The sequence below is a fragment of the Streptosporangium album genome, assembly GCF_014203795.1.
In the GTDB taxonomy this organism is placed as follows: Bacteria; Actinomycetota; Actinomycetes; order Streptosporangiales; family Streptosporangiaceae; genus Streptosporangium; species Streptosporangium album.
Genome location: NZ_JACHJU010000001.1, coordinates 686,838 through 705,951 on the forward strand (window position 1 = coordinate 686,838; position 19,114 = coordinate 705,951).

A 19,114-nucleotide genomic window follows, 5' to 3' on the forward strand; every position below is an offset into this window, starting at 1 on the left:
GCCACCAGTGCTCCCTGACAGGCGGCGGTCGGTGCGCAGCTGTACCTCGCCGTAGGGCGTCATGTTGGTGTGGAAGATCGGGGTGAGGCCACGGCGATCGGCGTCGGTGAGGACGCCCTGCCACTCCGGCAGGTCGAGAGTGTATTGGATCATGAGCGTGTTGATCAGGCCGAGGCAGCTCTGAAGGATATGAAGGCACAACATGCCGAGCTCTTGTTCCTCGCGCCGGTTGGAGGCGAGTTCGCCGTCGGTTCCGTGCCGCATGGCGCCCTCGACCATCGCGTGCACCTCGGAGGCCGAGCAGCTGATCAGCTGGCTGTGCACGGCCATCGACCCGACGACGTCAACCGTCCAGTAGATCAGCACGCCGCGCTTTGCCCTGCGGTATCGCGAATGCCATTCGGTGAAAATGTTCTGGTCGAAGGCCGAGAAGTGCGTGAAGTCCGAGGCCACAGCGGTGGTGCCCTCGCCCCAAAGCGCCGTCTGCCGGGCTGCGAAGGTGGCGTAGGAAGCCCGGCTAACTTCGAAGACCCACTTAAGCGGTGGGCACGCGGGAAGCAGCCGTCATACCCCGACGAGCCAGCAGGACGAGGCCGATGGCCTGCGCCATGGCGGCGGTGAACAGGACGAGCGCCGCAAGAGGCAACCAGCCGGCGAATTCATGAGAGACACCGGTGGCACCGCCGTCACCGACCATGAACGACCCCCACATGCCGAGGGTGGACAGCACGGTGAGCGGATAGATCGCCCACAAGACGCCCGACAGAACCAGCACTCCATACCTGGTCCACCGCCGTGACCAGGGCAGCAGAAGGGCGATGAAACTCAGGCAGACTGTGACAGCGCCCACCGGAAACGTCCGCCTCCTCACCTCCTCTCGGATCCCGGCCAGATCCTCTGCCAGGCCCGCGGCATCCACGGTGAGGTTTGCGCCATGTCTGAGGTGCATCTCCATATCGTGCTGGATCGTCGCATCGACGGCGTACCGAGTCGCGGCGTGAAGACCGACGGCGTAAACCGCCGAGAGCGCCAGCCCCGACACCATCAGAACCGGCCCACGCCGGACAGCCGCAATCACGTGGCGTCGCCGCAAGCGCTCACCACACGCCTCACCACTGGAGAGGCGATCGAGAAGCCGCAAACTTGCCGACTGCCCAACCCACGGAACAACTGCCTCCTTCAAAGGTGAAATGATCATAGCGAGTGGGCGTCCATCGTCTGCTCCGATATCAGGATCGATGTCAGGATCTGGAAGAACATCGAGCTGGCCGCAGTGCTTCCGAGCCGTCGGCCATCACGGCGTCCTCCTCCCGAAGGTGGCGCCTACGGATGGTGTTTTGGAGCGTCCCCTGGGAGCCTCCAGAGGGGGTCCAGCCCACATACACCCAGAACCCACAACCGGTCTCGATGTACCGGATAAGGGACTGTTATCCGGTACATGCGCCCGGCGCGTTCTCAGCAGACTGTGCCTGGCCGCGACCAGGGGAAAGGCCGGTTCATGATCCACACTCGCGAGTCCTGCGGAACGACCCCGAGGACCGGGCCGCTCGCGCCGGGATGGCGACGCTGCACGCGCAGTTCGACGAGAGCGGCCGACTGCTGGACGAATTGGAGCAGTACGACCAGTTCGCCTACTACGAGCTTTCCTACGACATGGGATCGGGTTCGTTCCAGCACAGCGAGATTGTCATAGCCACCGATCCCGACGAATTGCGGTGGGCCAGCGACTGGATGCTGAAGCCGCATGCTGAGGAGGAGGAACCCGTCCTCTCTGGGGATCTGACGCTCTGGACATACTCGGGCAAGGAGAAGACCAGCATTATCGATCTCGGACGAGCTCGCCGACGGCCGCGCAGACCCGGAAAACAACAAGATCCCGTCCGATCAAGATGATCGGACGGGATCTCGTCAACGTCCTTCAGGCCATCTCAAGAACGGCCCAGAAGTGGAGCTATGGGGATTCGAACCCCAGACCTCCTCCATGCCATGGAGGCGCGCTACCAGCTGCGCCATAGCCCCTCAGATGTTGCGTGATGCCACCGGGCTCTCGCCCCAGCGGCACCACGCCAGTGTATAGGACATCACGCCCTACGCAGTAATCATCAACGGCTATCCCAGCGAGGCGGCACGGCCGATCAGACCGGCGAGATCGGTCACCGCGGCGTCCTCGGTGGAGGCGGCCAGACGCGTGGCGTGCTCGGCGAGCTCTCCGGCACCCACCCCGGCGATCTGCTCACGAGTACGGAGATACTCCGCGAAGGCGGCCGCCACCACGTCCACCTGGAACCTCGGCGACGGCCCACGCCACAGCGAGCCCGACAGGTCGGCCAATTCGAGAGAGCGGCCGGCCTCTCCCGGATTACGGGTGTCGGGGTCCTGCCAGCGTACGGTGGCCATGGCCAGCTGGCCGGAGGCCCCACTGCGCAGCCGCACCTCGTACAGGGCCGTCACCGAGTGCCCCGGGCCGATCTCGCCGCCGTCCTTGGTGTCGTCGCGGAAGTCCTCGGTGGCGAGCTGCCGGTTCTCGTAGCCGATCAGGTGGTAGGACTCCACGGCCGAGGGGTTGAACACGACCTGCGCCTTGGCGTCGCGGGCCCGGAGGTCGAGGTTGGTGGCGAGCTGTTCGACGAACACCTTGCGCGCGTCGTCGACCGAGCTGACGTAGACCGCGGCGCCGTCGCCGTTGTCGGCGAGCTGCTCCATCAGCTGATCTCCGTAGTCCCGGCCGACGCCGACGCAGAGCAGGGTCACCTGCCTGCCTGCGGACTCCCCCACCCTGTCGAGAATGCCCTGCCAGCTGGTGTCACCGGTGTTGGCCAGACCGTCGGAGAGCAGGACGACCCGGTTGGTGGCCACCGGGCGGAAGGCGCGCGCCGCTTCGGCGTAGCCGGTGGTCAGCCCCGCTTCCAGATCCGTGGAGTCCTGGACGGCGAGGCGCTCTATGGCCGCGTGCAACGTTCCCCTGTCGTCGGCCGAGGTCATGGGGACGACCAGTTCGGCCTCGCCGCTGAAGGTCACGACGGAGACCTGGTCTCCCGGTCCGAGCTGGTCGACGAGCTTGTGAAGGGCCTCACGGACCAGATCGAGCCGGCCGGGCTCGCCCATCGATCCGGACACGTCCACGACGAAGGTCAGGTTCGCCGGACGCCGCGCCTCCGCGTCGGCCTTGCGGGTCTGCAGTCCGACCCGGACCAGCGCGGTGCCGTTCTCCGGCATCCGGGCACCGTCCATGTGCACGGTGAAACCGTCGTCTCGGGGTTCCTCGTAGTCCTGGCGGAAGGAGTTGACGAACTCCTCCGGCCGGATCTGGCCCGGCTCGGGCAGCCGGCCTTCCTGGAGGATCCGCCGGGCGTAGCCGTAAGAGGCGGTGTCCACGTCGAGGGCGAAGGTGGAGATCTGGTCGGCGGTGGTGTCCCGCTCCTCGGGGGCACCGGTGTCCCGGTCCTGCGACAGGGACGGGACGGCCTGCCCGGGACCGCGCTTCGGCTCGGTGGCGGGCTTGCTGCTTCCGCTCTCGGAGCCTCCACAGGCGGAGACGAGCAGCAGGGCGATCACGGCGAGGGCAATGGCGAACGTACGCGGATTCATGTCGCCTCCGTAGGATGCGTGTCACCTCCTACGACGACTCTCCTTGCCAGCAAGCCGGGCACTTCACCCAAGCGACTGCAAACCGTGCTCAGTGCGTGATCAGGGTTTCCACTCCGGGTCGCGCCCGCTGAGCCCGAGCGCCTGGTCGAACGGCGAGACACCCTCCGGTACGGCCAGCTCCTCGCCGAAGGCTCCCATCTGCCGGCCCTGCGGGGCCATCTGCCTCATGAAGGCGGCCACGGTCTCACCGGTCTCCGCGTCCACCTCGTAGTCCTGTCCAGTGGCCCGGGCCAGATCCCAGCCGTGGATGACGATGTCGCTCAGGCCCATCTGGAACACGACGGCCATGGGCATCCCCATCGTGGGACTGTCTCCCTCGAAGGCCTCCGGCCGCGACCAGGCGGCGACCATGCCGACGGCGCGGCTCTCGAAGGCGGTGTGCTCGTCGTCCTGCGGCGGCGCCTGCTCCTTGCGCGCCAGCGCGTCGAACAGCGCCGCAGCCCAGGACAGATGGCCGAGCAGTGCCCGCACGTCGAAGTCGGCGCAGGGAGTGGGCAGGCCGCGTTGCTCCTCCCCGATCCCCCGGACGACGGCAGCGGTACGGGCGACGGCATGTGACAGCAGTTCGTTCATGACAGACATGCTTTCCCGCGAACTCATAGCTGTCTTGAAAATATGCGACATAAGATCCCTCAACATGCGTGTATATCTCGGCCTCTCGGCCAAACACCCGGAGACCGGCATCCCGGATGCAATGCTGCACGCCGTCAGGGGCGCGATCGAGGCCGCGTTCCCCGTCCCCGCGGAGGTCATCAGGTCCCGCGAGTGGCATCGCCCCGGCGTCTCCCTGTTCGCCTGGACCAACGAGCCGGACGACTCCCGGCAGCCGGCTCTGCTGGCCACCGGACACGACAGGGTGACCGGGGTGAACGGACATCTGGCCGCTCCCGGCGAGGTCGACCGGCTGGCGGGCATGCCGGAGCTGAGCACCGAGGCGGTCGGCGGGTGCTTCTCGGTGTTCCGCGCGAGCGGTCGTGAGCTGTCGGCCGCTACCGCGATCCACCGGGTATGCCCGGTCTACTACGCCGAGACCCCCGACGTGCACGTGATCGGCAGCCGCGCGCTGCTGGTCCACCTCGCCGCCCGCGGCGACCGGGTCGAGTGGGACGTGCTCGCGCTGCAGTCGTTGATCCGGCAGGGGTACTTCCTCTCCGACGAGACGCCCTACCTCGGGGTGACCGCGCTGCCGCCGTCCTCGTCCGTCACCGTCGCCGGCGGCAGCCGTACGATCGCCCGGACTCCGCTCCCCACCGCGGCGCCCGCCCCCACCTCGCGCAGGCAGAAGAAGGCGCTCATCGAGGAGCTGGCCGACGCGCTGCTCGCGACCGTGGAGCCGCTGCGCGCGGCGGGTGAGCCGGTGAACCTGGCGCTGACGGGCGGCAGGGACAGCCGCCTGGTCGCCGCGGTGCTCCACGCCGCCAAGGTTCCGTTCCGCGCGACCACCAACGGACTGGACGACCACCCCGACGTGGTCATCGCCGGGCGGATCGCCCGGGCGCTCCGCGTCGAGCACACGGTCATCCCCCCGGTCCGCGCGGAGAAGAAGGACGCGATCCTGGTCGAGCACCCGCTCGCGCGGACCTATGAGACGCTGCGCGCCTGCGAGGGCATGACCTCGGCCTACGAGTCCATCGTCGGCTACCTCCCCTACAACGCCAGGCCGACCATGTCCGGGCAGAGCGGCGAGGTCCTGCGCGCGGGGACCTTCCTGCTGCTCCAGTCGGATCTGAGCGCCAAGGCGCTGGGCCGCCGGGTGGACGCCACATTCCTGCGTGATCCGGCGCTGTTCGGCGAGGCGGCCAACGCGCACGCCCGCGAGCTGGCCCGGCCGTGGAAGGAACGGCCGGGGCTGGAGGCGCTCGACCACATGTACGTCTCCTACCGGATCGGCCGCTGGCAGGCCGGCTCCCGGGCGGGGGCCCTGCGCCGGGGCGATCCGATCTGGCCGTTCCTCGACAACCGGGTGGTGCGCGCGGCGCTGGGCCTCGACCAGACCTGGCGGCTGTCGGAGGAGGCGATCTACGAGCTCATCTCCGGGTTCGCACCGTCGCTCCGGAACATCCCGATCGAGGGCAAGCCGTGGCGCTTCAGCGTGGGCAGGCGCTACCACCCCTGGCAGCGGAGGCCACAGTCCCTTACGGCGCCGAAGACCGGTGCCGGCTGGAACTGGCGGACCGGTCCCGGAGAGGCGCTCACGACCGTGCTCCGCGACCATGTTCTCGACCACCTCGACCTGCTGGCCCCGATCGTCAACCCCGACGAGGTCCGCGGGCTGTTCGCCGGACCGGTGCTCAAGAAGCCCACCCAGGCCTGGCACCTCTACACCGTGGCCACGATGCTGGCCGGCGCCTACCCCGGAAAGGCACCCGAGGGTCTCGCCCCCATCCGCGTGCCCATCCCCTCGTGACCTCCCTGCCAGAGCGCGTCGGGGCTCCCGCCGACGACACGCGGGGCATCCTCAATGCGGGCGCGGCCCGTTTCCGCTACGACCGTCACGCCTGCCACCCCTCGCTCTCCCCTTTCGTGGAGCACCACTGGATCATCCGCTGGGACCTGGAGGAACCGTACGAGCAGCGGGTCGTCTCGCATCCGTCGGTGAACCTCGTCTTCCAGGAACGGGGCTCCCAGGTGGCAGGGGTGATCACAGGCGACTACCTGGAGACTCTGACAGGCGCCGGTGTCGTGGTGGCCACCCGCTTCCACCCCGGCGGTTTCCGCCCCTTCGTCGGCGCCCCGGTCTCCACGATCACCGACCGTTCCGTGCCCGTCGCGGAGATCTTCGGCGCCCCGGCCGACGTGACCGCCCGGGCCGTGCTCGCGGCCTCCGACGCCGAGGCCGTCGCCCTGTTGGACGCCTTGCTCCTGCTACGGCTCCCGCCTCGCGATCCGGTCGCCGAGCACGTGAGCGCTCTCGTCGCCTGGATCGCGGAGCACCCCGGGATCACCCGCGTCGACGATCTGGCCGCCCTGCACGGCACGACCGTGCGGACCCTGCAGCGCCTGTTCGACGAATATGTCGGTGTGCCTCCCAAATGGGTGATCCGCCGCTACCGCATCCACGAGGCCGCCGAGCGCGCGACCACCGCCACCGACTGGTCCCGCCTGGCGTACGACCTCGGCTACAGCGACCAGTCCCACTTCACCCGCGACTTCACCTCCGTCGTCGGAGTCCCTCCCACCGCCTACGCACGCACCGTCAGGTCCGGCTGACCTCCCGGCATCAAGGCTGGGCACCGGTCGACGCCGGGCCCGTCTGGGCGATGCGGTCGAGGAAGCCGTTGATGAGTGCCAGTTCGGCGGGGCTGTAGTCGGCGAGGACAGCCGTGAAGTGCCGGCCCTGCTCCGTGTAGAGCGGCGCCAGCTCCGTCGCGGACTTGTCCTCATCGAGGACGACGAGGACTTTGCGGCGGTCGGCCATGTCGCGTTCCCGGTGGACGAAACCCCTTTTCTCCAGCCGGTCGACGACTCCGGTCACCGCACCGGTGCTGAAGCCCGTCAGCTGGGACAGGCGTCCGGGGGTGAGGGGCCCGTTCAGCTCCAGCAGGTGCAGAAACTGACCGTCGCTGGGGCTCAGCCCGATGATATCGGCCGTCCGGGCGTTGAGAAGCACCGTGTTCACGATCACTTGCCGTAGCGACCGAGCGACCGCTTCCACCGCCGATCGCCGCTCCACATCACTCACAGCATGGCAGCTCTCTCTCAAGGTGAGATACTCTACGTGCGAGACTCTCGGGAAAGTAAATTCTAGACGGAGGCCGCGCCAACGAGTGAGTCCACCCCGCATGCCACCGTGATCGGTGCGGGGGCCGACGGCCCGGCCCCGGCCAGGGCCCGCCGAGGCCGACTGGGAGGAGCCGGTGAGCCGGACGGGCGACCAGCCACCGGGCCTCGCCGTCACGGGTTCCGGCACGCGCGACGAGGCCGTCGCGTGCGTCAACGACCACTGGTCCGCCTCTGACGGAGACGGCCCCCGCGTCTGGATCGTCGGTCTCGACCTTGCCTACCACGAGGACCCCGAGTACTGGGCGCACACCATTTACCATGGCGCCGGTTCCTCCTGGTGGAGGCTGGACGGCCCATCCGGGCCTCTCCCGCCTCCGTGAGATCGGTCAGGTGAAAGGCCTTCTCCAGCGCCTGCGCCAACCGCTTCCCACCAACCGGTTCCACCTTGCCCTCCGTCGGGTGAACCCGGCGGCCGCTTCAAGGAAGTCACGCTCGGTGAGCAGCCGTGCGACGTCGAGCCCTTTGCCGCCGCTTACCAGGGAGAGCAGCAGCGCCCGCGCGGTGGGACGTCCGAACGGGTCCTTCCTGAGCGCGGCGGCCACCAGCGGGCGCAGCGTGTCGGGCAGCACGTTCAGGTCCGGGTTCACCGACAGCACCCGGTGCATGATCCCGCCCAGGCTCTCCGCCTCGAACGGGTCGGTGCCGGCCGCCGCGTACATCACGATGCACCCCCAGGCGAACACATCGGCGGGGGCCCCGGCCCGCTGCCCGGTGAAGACCTCGGGCGCCGTACAGGTCGGCGTACCCGTCATCAGCCCGGTCACGGTCAGTGACATCTCCCTGGTCCCGGCGATACCGAAGTCGATCACTCGTGGGCCGTCCGGGCCGAGCAGTACGTTGTCCGGCTTCAGATCCCCATGGACCACTCCGGCATCGTGGATCGCCGTCAGCGCCGCCGCGATGGCCGTAGCGAGCCGGTGTAGGTCGCCGTCGGCGAACCTGCGCCCCCCGGTTATGGCCTTGCGTAGATTCGGCCCTTCCACGTACTCGCTGACGATGTACGGCCGTGGCCCGTCGAGGTGGACGTCGATCACGCTTGCCGTACAGAAAGAGGCGACCCGCTGCGCGGCCGTGGCCTCGCGCCCGAGCTGCGCGGCCTGATCACCATGCAATACCTTGATCACCACTCGGCGGCCGTCCTCGGCGTACGCCTCGTAGACCACCCACTGGCCGCCCGCACCCAGCCGGCCGGCCAGCCGGTACTCTCCGAGCCGCTGCGGATCCCCGTCAGGCAGCGCCGTCGCCATGCCACCACCCCGTCACTCGCGGCCCTTGATGGCTTTGATGCGCAGTGGTGGTACAAGGTTCAGTTTTTGGCCCCCCTTTCCAACCGTCCTTTACCTACCTCCGCTCTTGGTGACCGTCCGCGCCTTCTTGCACGGCCAGGGCGGCAAGCTCGTCGCATGGCGGGCGCTCAGCCCCGCCCGTGGCACCCGGGGATCATCCCGCGACCGCTGTCAGACCGGGATCACTGCCGGCGCTCAGCCTGAATCCACCGAGCGTCTTTGAATGATCGTTTCTAAGTTCGATTCCTCCATGAGGGCCGTTTCTCTCGGTGTTCGGCAGGTGGAGTCCTGTTTTCGGGCGTGATGGGGCCGCCGCTGGCGGGTTCTGCGGCTTGTCCGGGTCATGCGGTTCGGGGCGGTCGGTGGCGGTGTCGCCGGTGGCTGGGTAGGCCGTCAAGGTGCTGGCGGGGTGGTGCCTGTGAGATGGGATATCAAGCGGCTCGGGCGAGCGGTGGCGAGCGAAGCGCGTCGAAGAGGTTCATCCAGGCGGGCTGCCAGGGCCAGTGGCCGGGCAGGTGGAGGGTGATATGGCCGCGCCCGTGCCGGGCGAGGCGGGCGGGTACGGCGATGAGGTGGCGGCGCAGAGTGGCTCCACGTGCTCGTGCGCAGCGGGCTCCGGACAGGCAACCGGCGGCGCGGAGCAGGTTGTGGCTGATCGTGGCCAGTGCCAGCCAGGCGGCGTTGGCCGCGAAATTACCGGAGGGCAGGTGAGCCAGCGGCCCGGAGATCAGATCGGCGAAGATCTGCTCGATGATCGCGTGATCACGATGCTGTCCTTCGGCCTGGATCAGCTCATACGGAGTGTCGGTGAACACGGCGTGGTAGCGATAGCACGGGTGGTGGCCGGGGTCGGTCTGCTCACCCAGTCGTTTGACCCGGCGCACGATCAGGCGGGCGGTTACGGCCTGCCCCTTCTTGGAGGTGAACGCGGTGTAGCGGGTCTCGGCGACCTCGGCATCGGAGATCCACTGCCCGGATTCCTCGTCCAAGATGGCGTTGGGGTAGCTGATCGGGGTCCAGGCGCCCTGGGGGATCGCGGCGATCGCCGCCTTGATTTTGGGGTCCATCTTCGCGGTGAAGGAGAACCGGACATCGGCTCGCCGGCAGGCGCCGATGACCTTGGCGCTGTAGTAGGCCGCATCGCCTCGGCAGAGCAGGATGCCGGTGGCTCCGGCCTCCCGGGCCGTATTGATCGACTCGGTCACGAAGGTGTCTGCGCCGCGGGCGGAGTTGGCGGTGCCGCCGCGCAACCGACTGGCGGTGATGACCGGGGCGGCCAGTGGGGTGGACAGGGCCGAGGCGAGCACGTTGAGACCGCGGACCCGCAGGCTCTTGCCTTGAATCTTGGTGTGCCCGAACCCGGCGCCCTGTTTGGTCGGCCCGTAAATCCGTTTTTGCATCGAGTCCAGATCGAGGAACGCCAGCACGTCCACGCCGGGCAGCAGCGGTGTGTGCGCGGCCAGACGGGCCAGCAGGCGGCGGCCGACCTTCCCGATCTGCCGCACGTTGCCCCACGTCAGACAGCGCAGAAACGACCCGAGCGTGGAGGGGGCGCGGATCCCGGCAAACAACTTATCCATCCCGCCGTGGCGCAGCACGTCCAGATCATCGATGCTGTCGGCCCCGGCGATCATCCCGGCCACGATCGAGCCGATTTTCAGCGGGGCATTCACCCCGAGTCGGTCGGCGATGGTCACGTGCTCCTGAGCCAGACCGGCCAGGTCACAGCGCTCGGCCAGGCGCATCACCGGCAGCAGGCCTGCGTAGGCGACCGTGTGCTGGTCATCGAAGATCGCATGGGTGTGGGCGGGAGCGTGAGACAATCGCACTTACGACGTGCCCTCTTGATTCGGCGGCTGGAAGCGTAGAGAACTCCCATCCTGCCAGGTCAGAGGGCATCGTCATGTCTACGGTCCAGCCCTCACCTGATAACGCTCGGTGGATTCAGGCTCAGGCCTGTTGAGCGCTTACAGCACAGGGCTCTCACTTGGACAAACGTGCCTTACCGCTGGATTTTGGTCCGATGTTCCTCACGGGCCGGTTCCACATACAAGATTTCGGTCATCCGCAGGCGCGAACTTTTATCGCCGCGGGCGCATCCAACTCAAACATGAGAAGACTTCAGCAGAAAATCGCCCTCTCCGCTCTGACCCTTGTCTCAGCTGGAACACTGACCGTGTCGCCTGCCCACGCGACCGCTACCGGCCATGCCGGCTGCCCCACTCCCACCAAGGCAGAGGTCGAACGGTCCAATGCGTCCGCGTCCGACCAGCCGCCGAGGGGCGTCACCGCCATCAAAGGGGTCCGCGTCAACCACATACCGAAGGGCTTTTCCCAGGGACAGACCGTCATCAACAGACACAACGGCATCAGCGAGTACGGCTACCAATGGGTGGACAATCGCGACGATGTGGATCGGAAGCATCGGGCTCTATGGGTGCGGGTGGTCTGCTGGCCGAACGTCCAAAAGCTCTCACAGCTGAGAAACGCTCCGTTCGATCTCGGCAGGTTCTCGGGTGACGTGAGGACCGCAAAGATCGGCGGTCGCGAGACGCTCACCCAGCAAGGCGACGGCGCACTCGGGCACGGGCAGTATGTCGGCTGGGTGGAACGGAAGGGCACGGTGGTCACCGTGATGGCCAGCCAACCGCTCGTCCCGGAGCTTAGCAAGATCATCAAGGGGATCCAGCTACCCTGAGTCGGATACCTTGCCCGCATTCCACGTAATTCTACAGAAAGTGCGGATACCGCTCCACATTGGACGAGTGTGGGCCACTTGTTCCAACTAGTTAGCACGACGAGTAAATTGAGCATTACATGGCGATCCGAATTGGCGGTGAGCAAAGAAACGCGCACATACCGCCAAGCATGTCCACTAATTTAGAGTGGCACTTCTATTACTCTCACCCGACCATTCAAAGAATGGCCTGAGAGCGTTTTCCTGGAATGCGATGGGATAGACAAGACATGTGTCTACTCTCATGAAACGGACCCTTGCGGGCGGCGCCCTCGCCGGGGCCTTCCTTCTTCTGCACTCCCCTGTCCCTGCCTCCGCCTCTGCCGATTCACGGCTTATGGCATCAACGCAGGGCCGTTACGGAGCAACCGGGCTTATCGATTATTCATCGCCGGATCCCTGCCTCCTGCACTACCTCGCCGTCTGCCAGAGTGTCGTCGCCATGCCCCAGATGGTGCACTCGTATAACGTCTGGGACACCCAGGTAGTTGCCCCCACCTCGTCGACACCGCTCATGGACCAAACGGGTTACATCCCCCTGTGCAGGCGAATCGGCCTGCCGATCTCCCTCTGCAAGATCCCTGCGGGACCGCCTGGTCCCGCAGGACCGCAGGGCCCGGCAGGCCCGGCAGGTGCCGACGGCCTTCCCGGACCGCAGGGCCCCGCTGGACCCGCGGGCGCCGACGGCCTTCCCGGACCGGCAGGCGTGGACGGCCTCCCCGGACCGCAGGGTCTTCCCGGCCCCGCGGGCGCCGACGGCCTTCCCGGACCGGCAGGCGTGGACGGCCTCCCCGGACCGCAGGGTCTTCCCGGCCCCGCAGGCGCCGACGGCCTCCCCGGACCGCAAGGACCGGCAGGACCGCAGGGACCGGCAGGACCCGCGGGCGCCGACGGCCTTCCCGGCCCCGCAGGCCCGGCAGGTGCCGACGGCCTTCCCGGACCGGCAGGCATAGACGGCCTCCCCGGACCGCAGGGTCTTCCCGGCCCCGCAGGCGCCGACGGCCTCCCCGGCCCCGCAGGCCCGGCAGGTGCCGACGGCCTTCCCGGACCGCAGGGCCCCGCTGGACCCGCGGGCGCCGACGGCCTTCCCGGACCGGCAGGCGTGGACGGCCTCCCCGGACCGCAGGGTCTTCCCGGCCCTGCAGGCGCCGACGGCCTCCCCGGACCGCAAGGACCGGCAGGGCCACAGGGACCAGAAGGACCGCAGGGACCAGAAGGACCGCAGGGACCGGCAGGACCCGCGGGCGCCGACGGCCTCCCCGGATTCACGGGACCGCAAGGGCCCGAAGGCCCCACAGGCCCCACGGGTCCCCAGGGGCTTCCCGGACCCACAGGTTCCATAGGTGCCACAGGACCCACCGGACCGGCGGGTCCGCAGGGACCGCAAGGGCCGCAAGGACCGCAGGGACCGCAGGGACCGCAAGGACCGCAGGGGCCACAGGGTCTGCCCGGCACGCCGGGCACGACAAGTGCGCCGGGCACGACGGGCGCGCCAGAGGCGACGGGTGTGACGGGCGTATCGGTTCTCGGGCCCCTGGCCTTCTGCCCGACCGTGGCCATCTGCTCGCCCATGGTCGTCTGCGCCCCTGCAGAGATCTGCTGAGGTCTCTGCGGGCCTGATCGATTCCCGTCCCGGCGGGCCGCTCCTGCGGCCTCCGCCCGGAGCGGCGTCCAGAGTGGCCCAGTGGTACAGATGGTAAGCAGTTAGGACATGGAGAGGTGCGGGGCCGTCGCCCCGCACCTCTCCTTTTTCCGGAACCCCGGTCCGCGACGCCCACAGCCGTGCACCGTCCCGTCTCCCCGCATACGCCGATTACCTCATACGACCTATGGACAACGGAGAGTTTTCCTACAACATTGGTTGGGTACCGGTCCCGGCCTACACGTCCAGGAGTCCACCGTGCCGCTCATTCAGCCCGACCCCACGTTCTACCCGTCGGCCCGCGAGGCCATGTCGGCCCCTCGGGAGGGGCTCGCCTACGTCGCCCTGCTGGACACGGCCGGGGAGGGGCGTCCAGACGGGCTCGCCACGATCGACCTGTCCGACGGGACGATCGTCGGCGTGCACGACATGTCCGTCCCGGGTGACGAACTCCACCATTTCGGATGGAACGTATGCAGTGCGGCCCTCTGCCCGTATGCCCCGCACCCCCACGTCGAGCGGCGTTACCTGGTCCTTCCGGGCCTGAAGTCCAGCAGGATCTACATTTTCGATGTCAAGGACGACCCCTGGCACCCCAAGCTCGTCAAGACGATCGAACCGGAGACGGTCTTCAAGAAGACCGGCTACAGCCGCCCGCACACCGTTCACTGCGGCACCGACGCCATCTACGTCAGCGCGCTCGGCAACGTGGAGGGCGACGCCCCGGGCGGGGTTTTCACGCTCGACCACGACACCTTCGAGCCGAAGGGCCGGTGGGAGGCGGACCGGGGGCCACAGGAGCTGCACTACGACTTCTGGTGGCACCTCGGCCACGACACGATGATCACCAGTGAGTGGGGCACCCCCAACCAGATCGAGGCGGGACCCTCGCTGGAGTTGCTGGTCGGCCGCGAGTACGGCCACAAGCTGCATGTCTGGGACCTGTCCAAGCGCAGGCACCTGCAGGAGATCGACCTGGGCGACCAGCACCAGATGGCCCTGGAGCTGCGTCCCGCCCACGACCCGGCCAAGACCCACGGCTTCGTCAACACCGTGATCAGCGTCGAGGACCTGTCGGCGAACATCTTCACCTGGTATCTGGAGGACGGGATCTGGAAGGCCCGAAAGATCATCACCATCCCCGCCGAGCCGGCCACGGCCGACCTGCTGCCGGAGCCGCTCAAGCAGTTCGGCGCGGTACCACCCCTGGTCGGCGACATCTCGCTGACCCTGGACGACCGGATCCTGCTGGTCTCCTGCTGGGGCACGGGCGAGCTGAAGGCCTATGACGTCTCCGACCCCTTCAGCCCCCGCGAGACCGGCTCGGTCCGGATCGGCGGCATCGCCGAGCGCCGTCCTCACCCGGCCACCCCCGGGCGGGCGCTGAACGGCGGACCCCAGATGGTCGAGGCCAGCAGGGACGGGCGGCGGGTCTACTTCACCAACTCGCTCTACCGCTCCTGGGACGACGCCTTCTATCCCGACGGGATCTCCGGCTGGATGGCCAAGGTGGACATCGCCGACGACGGCTCGCTCTCCCTCGACCCCGGTTTCTTCGTCGACTTCGCCCCCGATGGCCGGCGTGCCCACCAGATACGCCTGCAGGGCGGCGACTCCTCCTCCGACTCCTACTGCTTCTCTTGACCACTTCGCTGCTCACGACCTCGGCGGGGCGCGTGCCATGGATCTGACCTCCGTGCTGATCCTCACCGGGCTCGGCGCCTTCCACGGCCTGAATCCGGCCATGGGATGGCTCTTCGCCGTCGCCCTCGGCCTGCAGGAACACTCACGGGTGGCGGTACTGCGCGCGCTGCCGCCCATCGTGCTCGGCCACGCGGGGTCGGTGCTGATCACCCTCGCGCTGGTGTCGGTCGCGCGCCTGGCCGCGCCGCCCAGGATCGTCTCGTACGGCGTGGCGGCCCTGGTCTGCGGATTCGGGGTCTGGCGGCTGGTGAGACGACGCCATCCCCGCTGGGTCGGGATGAAAGTGACCCGGTGGCAGCTCGCCGGATGGTCTTTCCTGATGGCCACCGCCCACGGCGCCGGCCTGATGGTGCTCCCGATCACCCTGCACAACGGGCACGGCACTGCCGAGCTGGCCTCGCAGAGCCTGCTGGCGACCGCGATCCACACGCTGTCGATGCTCGCGACGACCACCGCCGTAGCCATGCTCGTCTATGAGCGGCTGGGAGTCGCGGTTCTCCGCAAGGCGTGGTTCAACCTCGACTACGTGTGGGCCGTCGCCCTGATCGGCGCGGGGGTCTCCGCCGCCTTCACCTGAGGTCCGGCGGACCGGCCCGCCGTCGATGGCACACACCGACGGCGGGCCGTCCAAAGGCCGACCTCGGGGGCCGGATCGGCGGGGGACAGATCTCAGAGGGAGAAGGTGAGCAGGCCCGCGTCGACCACGGACCGGCCGAAGATCCGGGCCAGCTCGGCCAGCCGGGCGAGCTCGTCGTCCGAGAGCGCCGCGTAGGCGGGAAGGGCCAGCTCGTCGGTGCGGTCCTCGATCCGCTGCCGGAATGTCCGCCCCTCCTCGGTCAGCTCTCCGCCGTCCAGCAGGCCGCGCTCGCGCAGCGCCTCCTCGGCCGCCGCCCACTCCTCCTCCGGCCAGCCCCTGCTGGCCTTCAGGAAGGCGGTGGGGGTGGTCCCGGTCGCGCCGTGCAGGACCAGCGCGTCCAGCCCGCCGACGCCCTCGGCCAGCAGCGCCGCGACATGTCCGTCGCCGCGGAACTCACGCAACAGGGTCTGGGCGTGCCAGAGCTCCAGCAGCGGGTCGTCCGGCCATGCCAGTGCGGCGTGCGCGGCGAACAGCGGCCGGCCCTGCAGGTGCTCACCGGCCCTCTCCGCGGCCCTTCTGGCGAGCGCCGCCGTCTCGGCGAGTTCCTTGATCTCGTGGACGCCCGCCCGGCGCAGGGCCGCGCCTGCGGCGTCGAGACGGGCCTCGGTCACCTTTTCCGGGGTCGTGACGTCCCAGGCGGCCGGGAGCGCCTGCCGTACCAGGGTGGGGCAGAAGTTGTAGAAGGTCGCGATGACCAGCTCGGGCGAGGCCGGCCCGAAGGCGGCTCCACGGGAGGCGAAGTAGCCCGCGCGGCGCTTCAGGCCGAGTGCGGCGTAGCGCTCGGCGGCCTCGGGCACGAAGTAGATCATCGCGTGGACGGGTTCCAGGCGGCGCCAGGACTGACGGGCCAGTCGGATGTCGGTCATCATGCCTCCAGAGAGTCGACGAAGCGGGCCATCCCGGCCAGCCAGCGGTCCGGGTCGTCGGCCTTGCGCCGGACGAACTCGGCGACCTCCGGGTGCGGGAAGATGTGGAACCGTTCGGCGTCCAGGCCCTCGATCACCTTTCCGGCCACCGTGTCCGGGTCGAGAATGGCGCCGGAGGCGCCCACGGCCCTGGCCGTGAGGTGGTCCTCGGCGATTCCCTGCTCGAACATGCCGGTGCGCACGCCCTGCGGGCAGAGCACGCTGGCCTTCACCCCCTTGGTGGCGTAGTGGATCGCCACCCACTCGGCGAAGGAGATCGCGGCCGATTTGGTCACCGCGTAGGGGGCGTCGCCGGGGCAACTCACCAGTCCGGCCGCCGAGCAGGTGTTGAGCAGGTAGCCCTCGCCGCGCTCCACCATGCCGGGCACGACGGCCCGCGCCGCGTAGACGTGGGCCAGGACGTTGACCGCGACGGTCCGGGTCCACTCCAGGTCGGTGGCGTCCAGCCCGTGGCCGGTGATGATCCCGGCGTTGGAGCAGAACAGGCCGACCGGCCCGAAGGCGCTCTCGGCCGTGGTGACCAGACCGCGCACGTCGTCCTCGACGGACACGTCGGCCCGTACGGCCACCGCCCTGTCGCCGATCTGTTTGGCCACCTCGGTCGCGCCCACCTCGTCGAGGTCGGCCACCAGCACTCCGGCGGCACCCTCGGCGGCGAACCGCAGGGCCATCGCCCGCCCGATCCCGCTCGCGGCCCCGGTCACCACGACGACCTTGTCCCGCACCCTCATAGAAGCTCCCTCAAACCGACCAGTCGGTATCTGGGAACCTATTCTTACCCGCGAGTAGCCGTCAACGGCGACGCACCACGAAGACGCCCCAGCCGAGGTACCGCCTGCCGTACTCCACGTGCGAGCGGCGCTCGCTCTCCAGGAACGCGCGCACCCCCTCGACGTCGGGATCGCCGGGGTTGTCGCGCAGCCAGTCGCTCAACGTCCACCAGTGGCCCGCCACGTAGCGGTCCCAGCTGTCGGCGTCGGTGAGGACCATCTCCAGCACCTCGACCCCAGCCGCCTCGAACCGATCGAAGGTCCCGGCCAGCGAGGTGAACGCGTCCGGGCTCATGCCGAACGCCTCGTATGCCGCCTCAGGCGGCTCGGAGATCCAGTACGGCTCGCCGACGAGGAGGATGCCGCCCTCCTTCAGCGCGGGGAGCATCAGCTTGAGCGTGCCCTCAAGGCCACCTCCGATCCAGGTCGCCCCGATGCAGGAGACCACGTCGAACGCCCCCGGGTCCGCCAGGTAGGCCCCCGCGTCCCCCTGCTCGAAGCGCACCCGGTCGTCCACGCCGAGCTCCCGGGCCCGTTCCCCGGCCGCGTGCAGGAAGACCTCGCTGATGTCGACCCCGACGCCCTCGATCCCGTGCCGCAGGGACCACTGGCAGAGCATCTCCGCCTTCCCGCAGGCCAGATCGAGCTGGCGCATGCCGGGTGCGAGCCGGGCGACCTCCCCGAGCAGCGTCAGCTTCTCGGCGGTGAACGGATTGAGGATGCGATGACCGCTCTCGGCGATCTCATGAAAACGCAGTGACATGGCGGCCATGCTGCCCGGCGCGCCACCTCCTGCCAATCGGTTTCCGGCGGCACGGCGAGCCGGACCTCCATCCCGCCACGACCCGATCGCCCCCGGCACCGCGCGAGCCCGCGTCGCCCGAGAGCGGAGACCTCACCCGGCTCGGTCGTGGTGCCCGTCAGGCCCGCCGGCCGTCCGGGGCTGCCGGTGCGGGGACGCGGACGGTGATGCCGCCGGGAACGACCTTCCACTTCACCCCGTCGAGCTCGACCTCCATCTGGACGAGCTCTCCCCGGACGTGCCGCAGCCCGGTCCGGCAGGGGGGACCGGGTCAACGAGCCCGCGATAAGCAACCCATGTTGACTAAGTTGGATTTAGTCAACATGGGTTGCTTACATGTCCGGTGTTGAGATTCCCGCTTCCCAAGATCCCGCCGATGGGCTGGCGGCTGTTGCGGCGTTGAGGCGCCTGGCCGATCAGATGGAGGACGCCGCTGTCGAGCAGGCCATGCGGTCGGGCTGGAGCTGGCCGCAGGTCGCCGAGGCGCTCGGAGTAACGCGCCAGGCGGTCCACAAAAAACATGCCAAGCGGCTCATCGCCGCCGGCATCACACTGAGGAGACGCGATCGCCGCCGAGCGGGAAACCACCACACATCAGGTCCTGACCTCGGTCGGACTCGATCACCAAACGATCCGACGCCGCGTGCGGCCGTCCCGCCCGAGGACGTGTCGCTGCGCGCCATCTCGGACATCTGCGGCGTGCCCCGCCTCCCGGCCACCTGGCGGAAGGCGGGGCCGACGAGAGTCAGCGAATCGCGAGTCCGTGCCGTCCTGCACGGCTCGCGCACCCCGAAGGGAAACAACCTCATGCTCACACATGCCGAGCTCCAGCATGCCCTCGACCGGGCCGTGGCCGAAGGCGGTGTTCCCGGCATCCTCGCCGAGGCCCGCGATGGCCATGGGCGGTGGTCCGGCTCGGAGGGAGTGGCCGACACCGCAACCGGCCGTGAACGGCAGCCGCAGGACCGGTTCCGCATCGGCGGCACCACCAAGACGTTCACCGCCACCGTGGCGCTGCAACTCGCGGCCGAACACAAGGTGGGCCTCGACGACACCGTGGAGAAGTGGCTGCCCGGCATGGTCAGCGGCAACGGCCACGACGGCGGCGAGATCACCATCAGACGGCTGCTCAACCACACCAGCGGGATCTTCAACTACACCCAGGACCTGGAGGAGCTA

At 68.7% G+C, this 19,114-nt stretch carries 18 protein-coding genes, 1 tRNA gene and 2 pseudogenes; 10 read left to right on the forward strand and 11 right to left on the reverse strand.

The window, feature by feature from the left end; translation table 11 throughout:
* Window positions 1-18 precede the first annotated feature (18 nt).
* Together FHR32_RS03135 and FHR32_RS03140 are read right to left on the reverse strand one after the other, a co-directional pair.
* A pseudogene (locus FHR32_RS03135) lies at window positions 19-525 on the reverse strand (Tn3 family transposase); the annotation flags it as partial.
* Window positions 526-535: 10 nt separating this feature from the next.
* Window positions 536-1,183: a hypothetical protein gene (locus tag FHR32_RS03140; protein WP_184752811.1), complete on the reverse strand. Its 648-nt coding sequence runs from the start codon at window positions 1,181-1,183 to the stop codon at window positions 536-538.
* Between the two features lie 374 nt (window positions 1,184-1,557).
* On the opposite strand from FHR32_RS03140, the gene FHR32_RS03145 reads away from it, so the two are divergent.
* Window positions 1,558-1,893 carry a hypothetical protein gene (locus FHR32_RS03145; protein WP_184752813.1) on the forward strand — a complete coding sequence of 112 codons (336 nt, stop codon included), beginning with the start codon at window positions 1,558-1,560 and terminating at the stop codon, window positions 1,891-1,893.
* Between the two features lie 53 nt (window positions 1,894-1,946).
* Here FHR32_RS03145 and FHR32_RS03150 read toward each other — a convergent pair.
* From FHR32_RS03150 to FHR32_RS03160, 3 genes are all read right to left on the reverse strand, one after another.
* A tRNA-Ala gene (locus FHR32_RS03150) sits at window positions 1,947-2,019 on the reverse strand.
* A 90-nt stretch (window positions 2,020-2,109) separates the two neighbouring features.
* Complete coding sequence (locus tag FHR32_RS03155; protein WP_184752815.1) at window positions 2,110-3,588, reverse strand: vWA domain-containing protein; 1,479 nt, start codon at window positions 3,586-3,588, stop codon at window positions 2,110-2,112.
* Between the two features lie 99 nt (window positions 3,589-3,687).
* Window positions 3,688-4,221, reverse strand: coding sequence for a TIGR03086 family metal-binding protein (locus tag FHR32_RS03160; RefSeq protein WP_184752817.1), 534 nt, complete (start codon window positions 4,219-4,221; stop codon window positions 3,688-3,690).
* A 64-nt stretch (window positions 4,222-4,285) separates the two neighbouring features.
* Here FHR32_RS03160 and FHR32_RS03165 point away from each other — a divergent pair, with 64 nt between their 5' ends.
* Window positions 4,286-6,055 (forward strand): asparagine synthase-related protein, encoded by a 1,770-nt coding sequence (locus tag FHR32_RS03165; RefSeq protein ID WP_184752819.1) that lies wholly within the window; start codon window positions 4,286-4,288, stop codon window positions 6,053-6,055.
* Window positions 6,052-6,858 (forward strand): helix-turn-helix domain-containing protein, encoded by an 807-nt coding sequence (locus FHR32_RS03170; RefSeq protein WP_221465235.1) that lies wholly within the window; start codon window positions 6,052-6,054, stop codon window positions 6,856-6,858. The genes FHR32_RS03165 and FHR32_RS03170 overlap by 4 nt, the downstream gene beginning before the upstream one ends.
* A 10-nt stretch (window positions 6,859-6,868) precedes the next feature.
* Here FHR32_RS03170 and FHR32_RS03175 read toward each other — a convergent pair whose 3' ends face one another.
* Window positions 6,869-7,267, reverse strand: a complete 399-nt coding sequence (locus tag FHR32_RS03175; protein WP_221465236.1) for a MarR family winged helix-turn-helix transcriptional regulator — start codon at window positions 7,265-7,267, stop codon at window positions 6,869-6,871.
* Window positions 7,268-7,445: 178 nt separating this feature from the next.
* Between FHR32_RS03175 and FHR32_RS03180 the strand changes: the two genes are divergently transcribed.
* A complete protein-coding gene (locus FHR32_RS03180) occupies window positions 7,446-7,751 on the forward strand; it encodes a hypothetical protein (RefSeq protein ID WP_184752823.1) in 306 nt (101 codons plus the stop codon).
* Window positions 7,752-7,757: 6 nt separating this feature from the next.
* On the opposite strand, the gene FHR32_RS03185 is transcribed toward FHR32_RS03180, so the two are convergent.
* Window positions 7,758-8,678, reverse strand: a complete 921-nt coding sequence (locus tag FHR32_RS03185; RefSeq protein WP_184752825.1) for a serine/threonine-protein kinase — start codon at window positions 8,676-8,678, stop codon at window positions 7,758-7,760.
* 470 nt (window positions 8,679-9,148) lie between these two features.
* Window positions 9,149-10,546, reverse strand: a complete 1,398-nt coding sequence (locus FHR32_RS03190) for an IS1380 family transposase (protein WP_184751892.1) — start codon at window positions 10,544-10,546, stop codon at window positions 9,149-9,151.
* Window positions 10,547-10,704: 158 nt separating this feature from the next.
* Between FHR32_RS03190 and FHR32_RS03195 the strand changes: the two genes are divergently transcribed.
* The 5 genes from FHR32_RS03195 to FHR32_RS03210 all read left to right on the forward strand — a co-directional run bounded on the left by FHR32_RS03195 (window position 10,705) and on the right by FHR32_RS03210 (window position 15,377).
* Complete coding sequence (locus tag FHR32_RS03195) at window positions 10,705-11,415, forward strand: hypothetical protein (RefSeq protein ID WP_246465933.1); 711 nt, start codon at window positions 10,705-10,707, stop codon at window positions 11,413-11,415.
* Window positions 11,416-12,086: 671 nt separating this feature from the next.
* A complete protein-coding gene (locus tag FHR32_RS42790; RefSeq protein WP_221465237.1) occupies window positions 12,087-12,407 on the forward strand; it encodes a hypothetical protein in 321 nt (106 codons plus the stop codon).
* 75 nt (window positions 12,408-12,482) lie between these two features.
* The gene (locus FHR32_RS42795) at window positions 12,483-12,797 is read left to right on the forward strand and encodes a hypothetical protein (RefSeq protein WP_221465238.1); all 315 of its coding nucleotides are present in this window, start codon (window positions 12,483-12,485) and stop codon (window positions 12,795-12,797) included.
* Between the two features lie 557 nt (window positions 12,798-13,354).
* Window positions 13,355-14,740 (forward strand): selenium-binding protein SBP56-related protein, encoded by a 1,386-nt coding sequence (locus FHR32_RS03205; RefSeq protein WP_184752828.1) that lies wholly within the window; start codon window positions 13,355-13,357, stop codon window positions 14,738-14,740.
* 37 nt (window positions 14,741-14,777) lie between these two features.
* Window positions 14,778-15,377, forward strand: coding sequence for a hypothetical protein (locus FHR32_RS03210; RefSeq protein ID WP_184752830.1), 600 nt, complete (start codon window positions 14,778-14,780; stop codon window positions 15,375-15,377).
* A 92-nt stretch (window positions 15,378-15,469) separates the two neighbouring features.
* Here the strand turns inward: FHR32_RS03210 and FHR32_RS03215 are convergent, their stop codons facing one another.
* The 3 genes from FHR32_RS03215 to FHR32_RS03225 form a co-directional block, all read right to left on the reverse strand.
* Window positions 15,470-16,303, reverse strand: coding sequence for an SCO6745 family protein (locus tag FHR32_RS03215; RefSeq protein ID WP_184756336.1), 834 nt, complete (start codon window positions 16,301-16,303; stop codon window positions 15,470-15,472).
* On the reverse strand, window positions 16,303-17,094 hold the full coding sequence (locus tag FHR32_RS03220) for an SDR family oxidoreductase (RefSeq protein ID WP_184752832.1): 792 nt from the start codon (window positions 17,092-17,094) through the stop codon (window positions 16,303-16,305). Before FHR32_RS03220 ends, FHR32_RS03215 begins: the two co-directional genes overlap by 1 nt.
* A 61-nt stretch (window positions 17,095-17,155) precedes the next feature.
* On the reverse strand, window positions 17,156-17,896 hold the full coding sequence (locus tag FHR32_RS03225; protein ID WP_246465938.1) for an SAM-dependent methyltransferase: 741 nt from the start codon (window positions 17,894-17,896) through the stop codon (window positions 17,156-17,158).
* 486 nt (window positions 17,897-18,382) lie between these two features.
* Here FHR32_RS03225 and FHR32_RS47765 point away from each other — a divergent pair.
* Window positions 18,383-19,081 (forward strand): annotated as a pseudogene (locus tag FHR32_RS47765) (serine hydrolase domain-containing protein); the annotation flags it as partial.
* Window positions 19,082-19,114 lie beyond the last annotated feature (33 nt).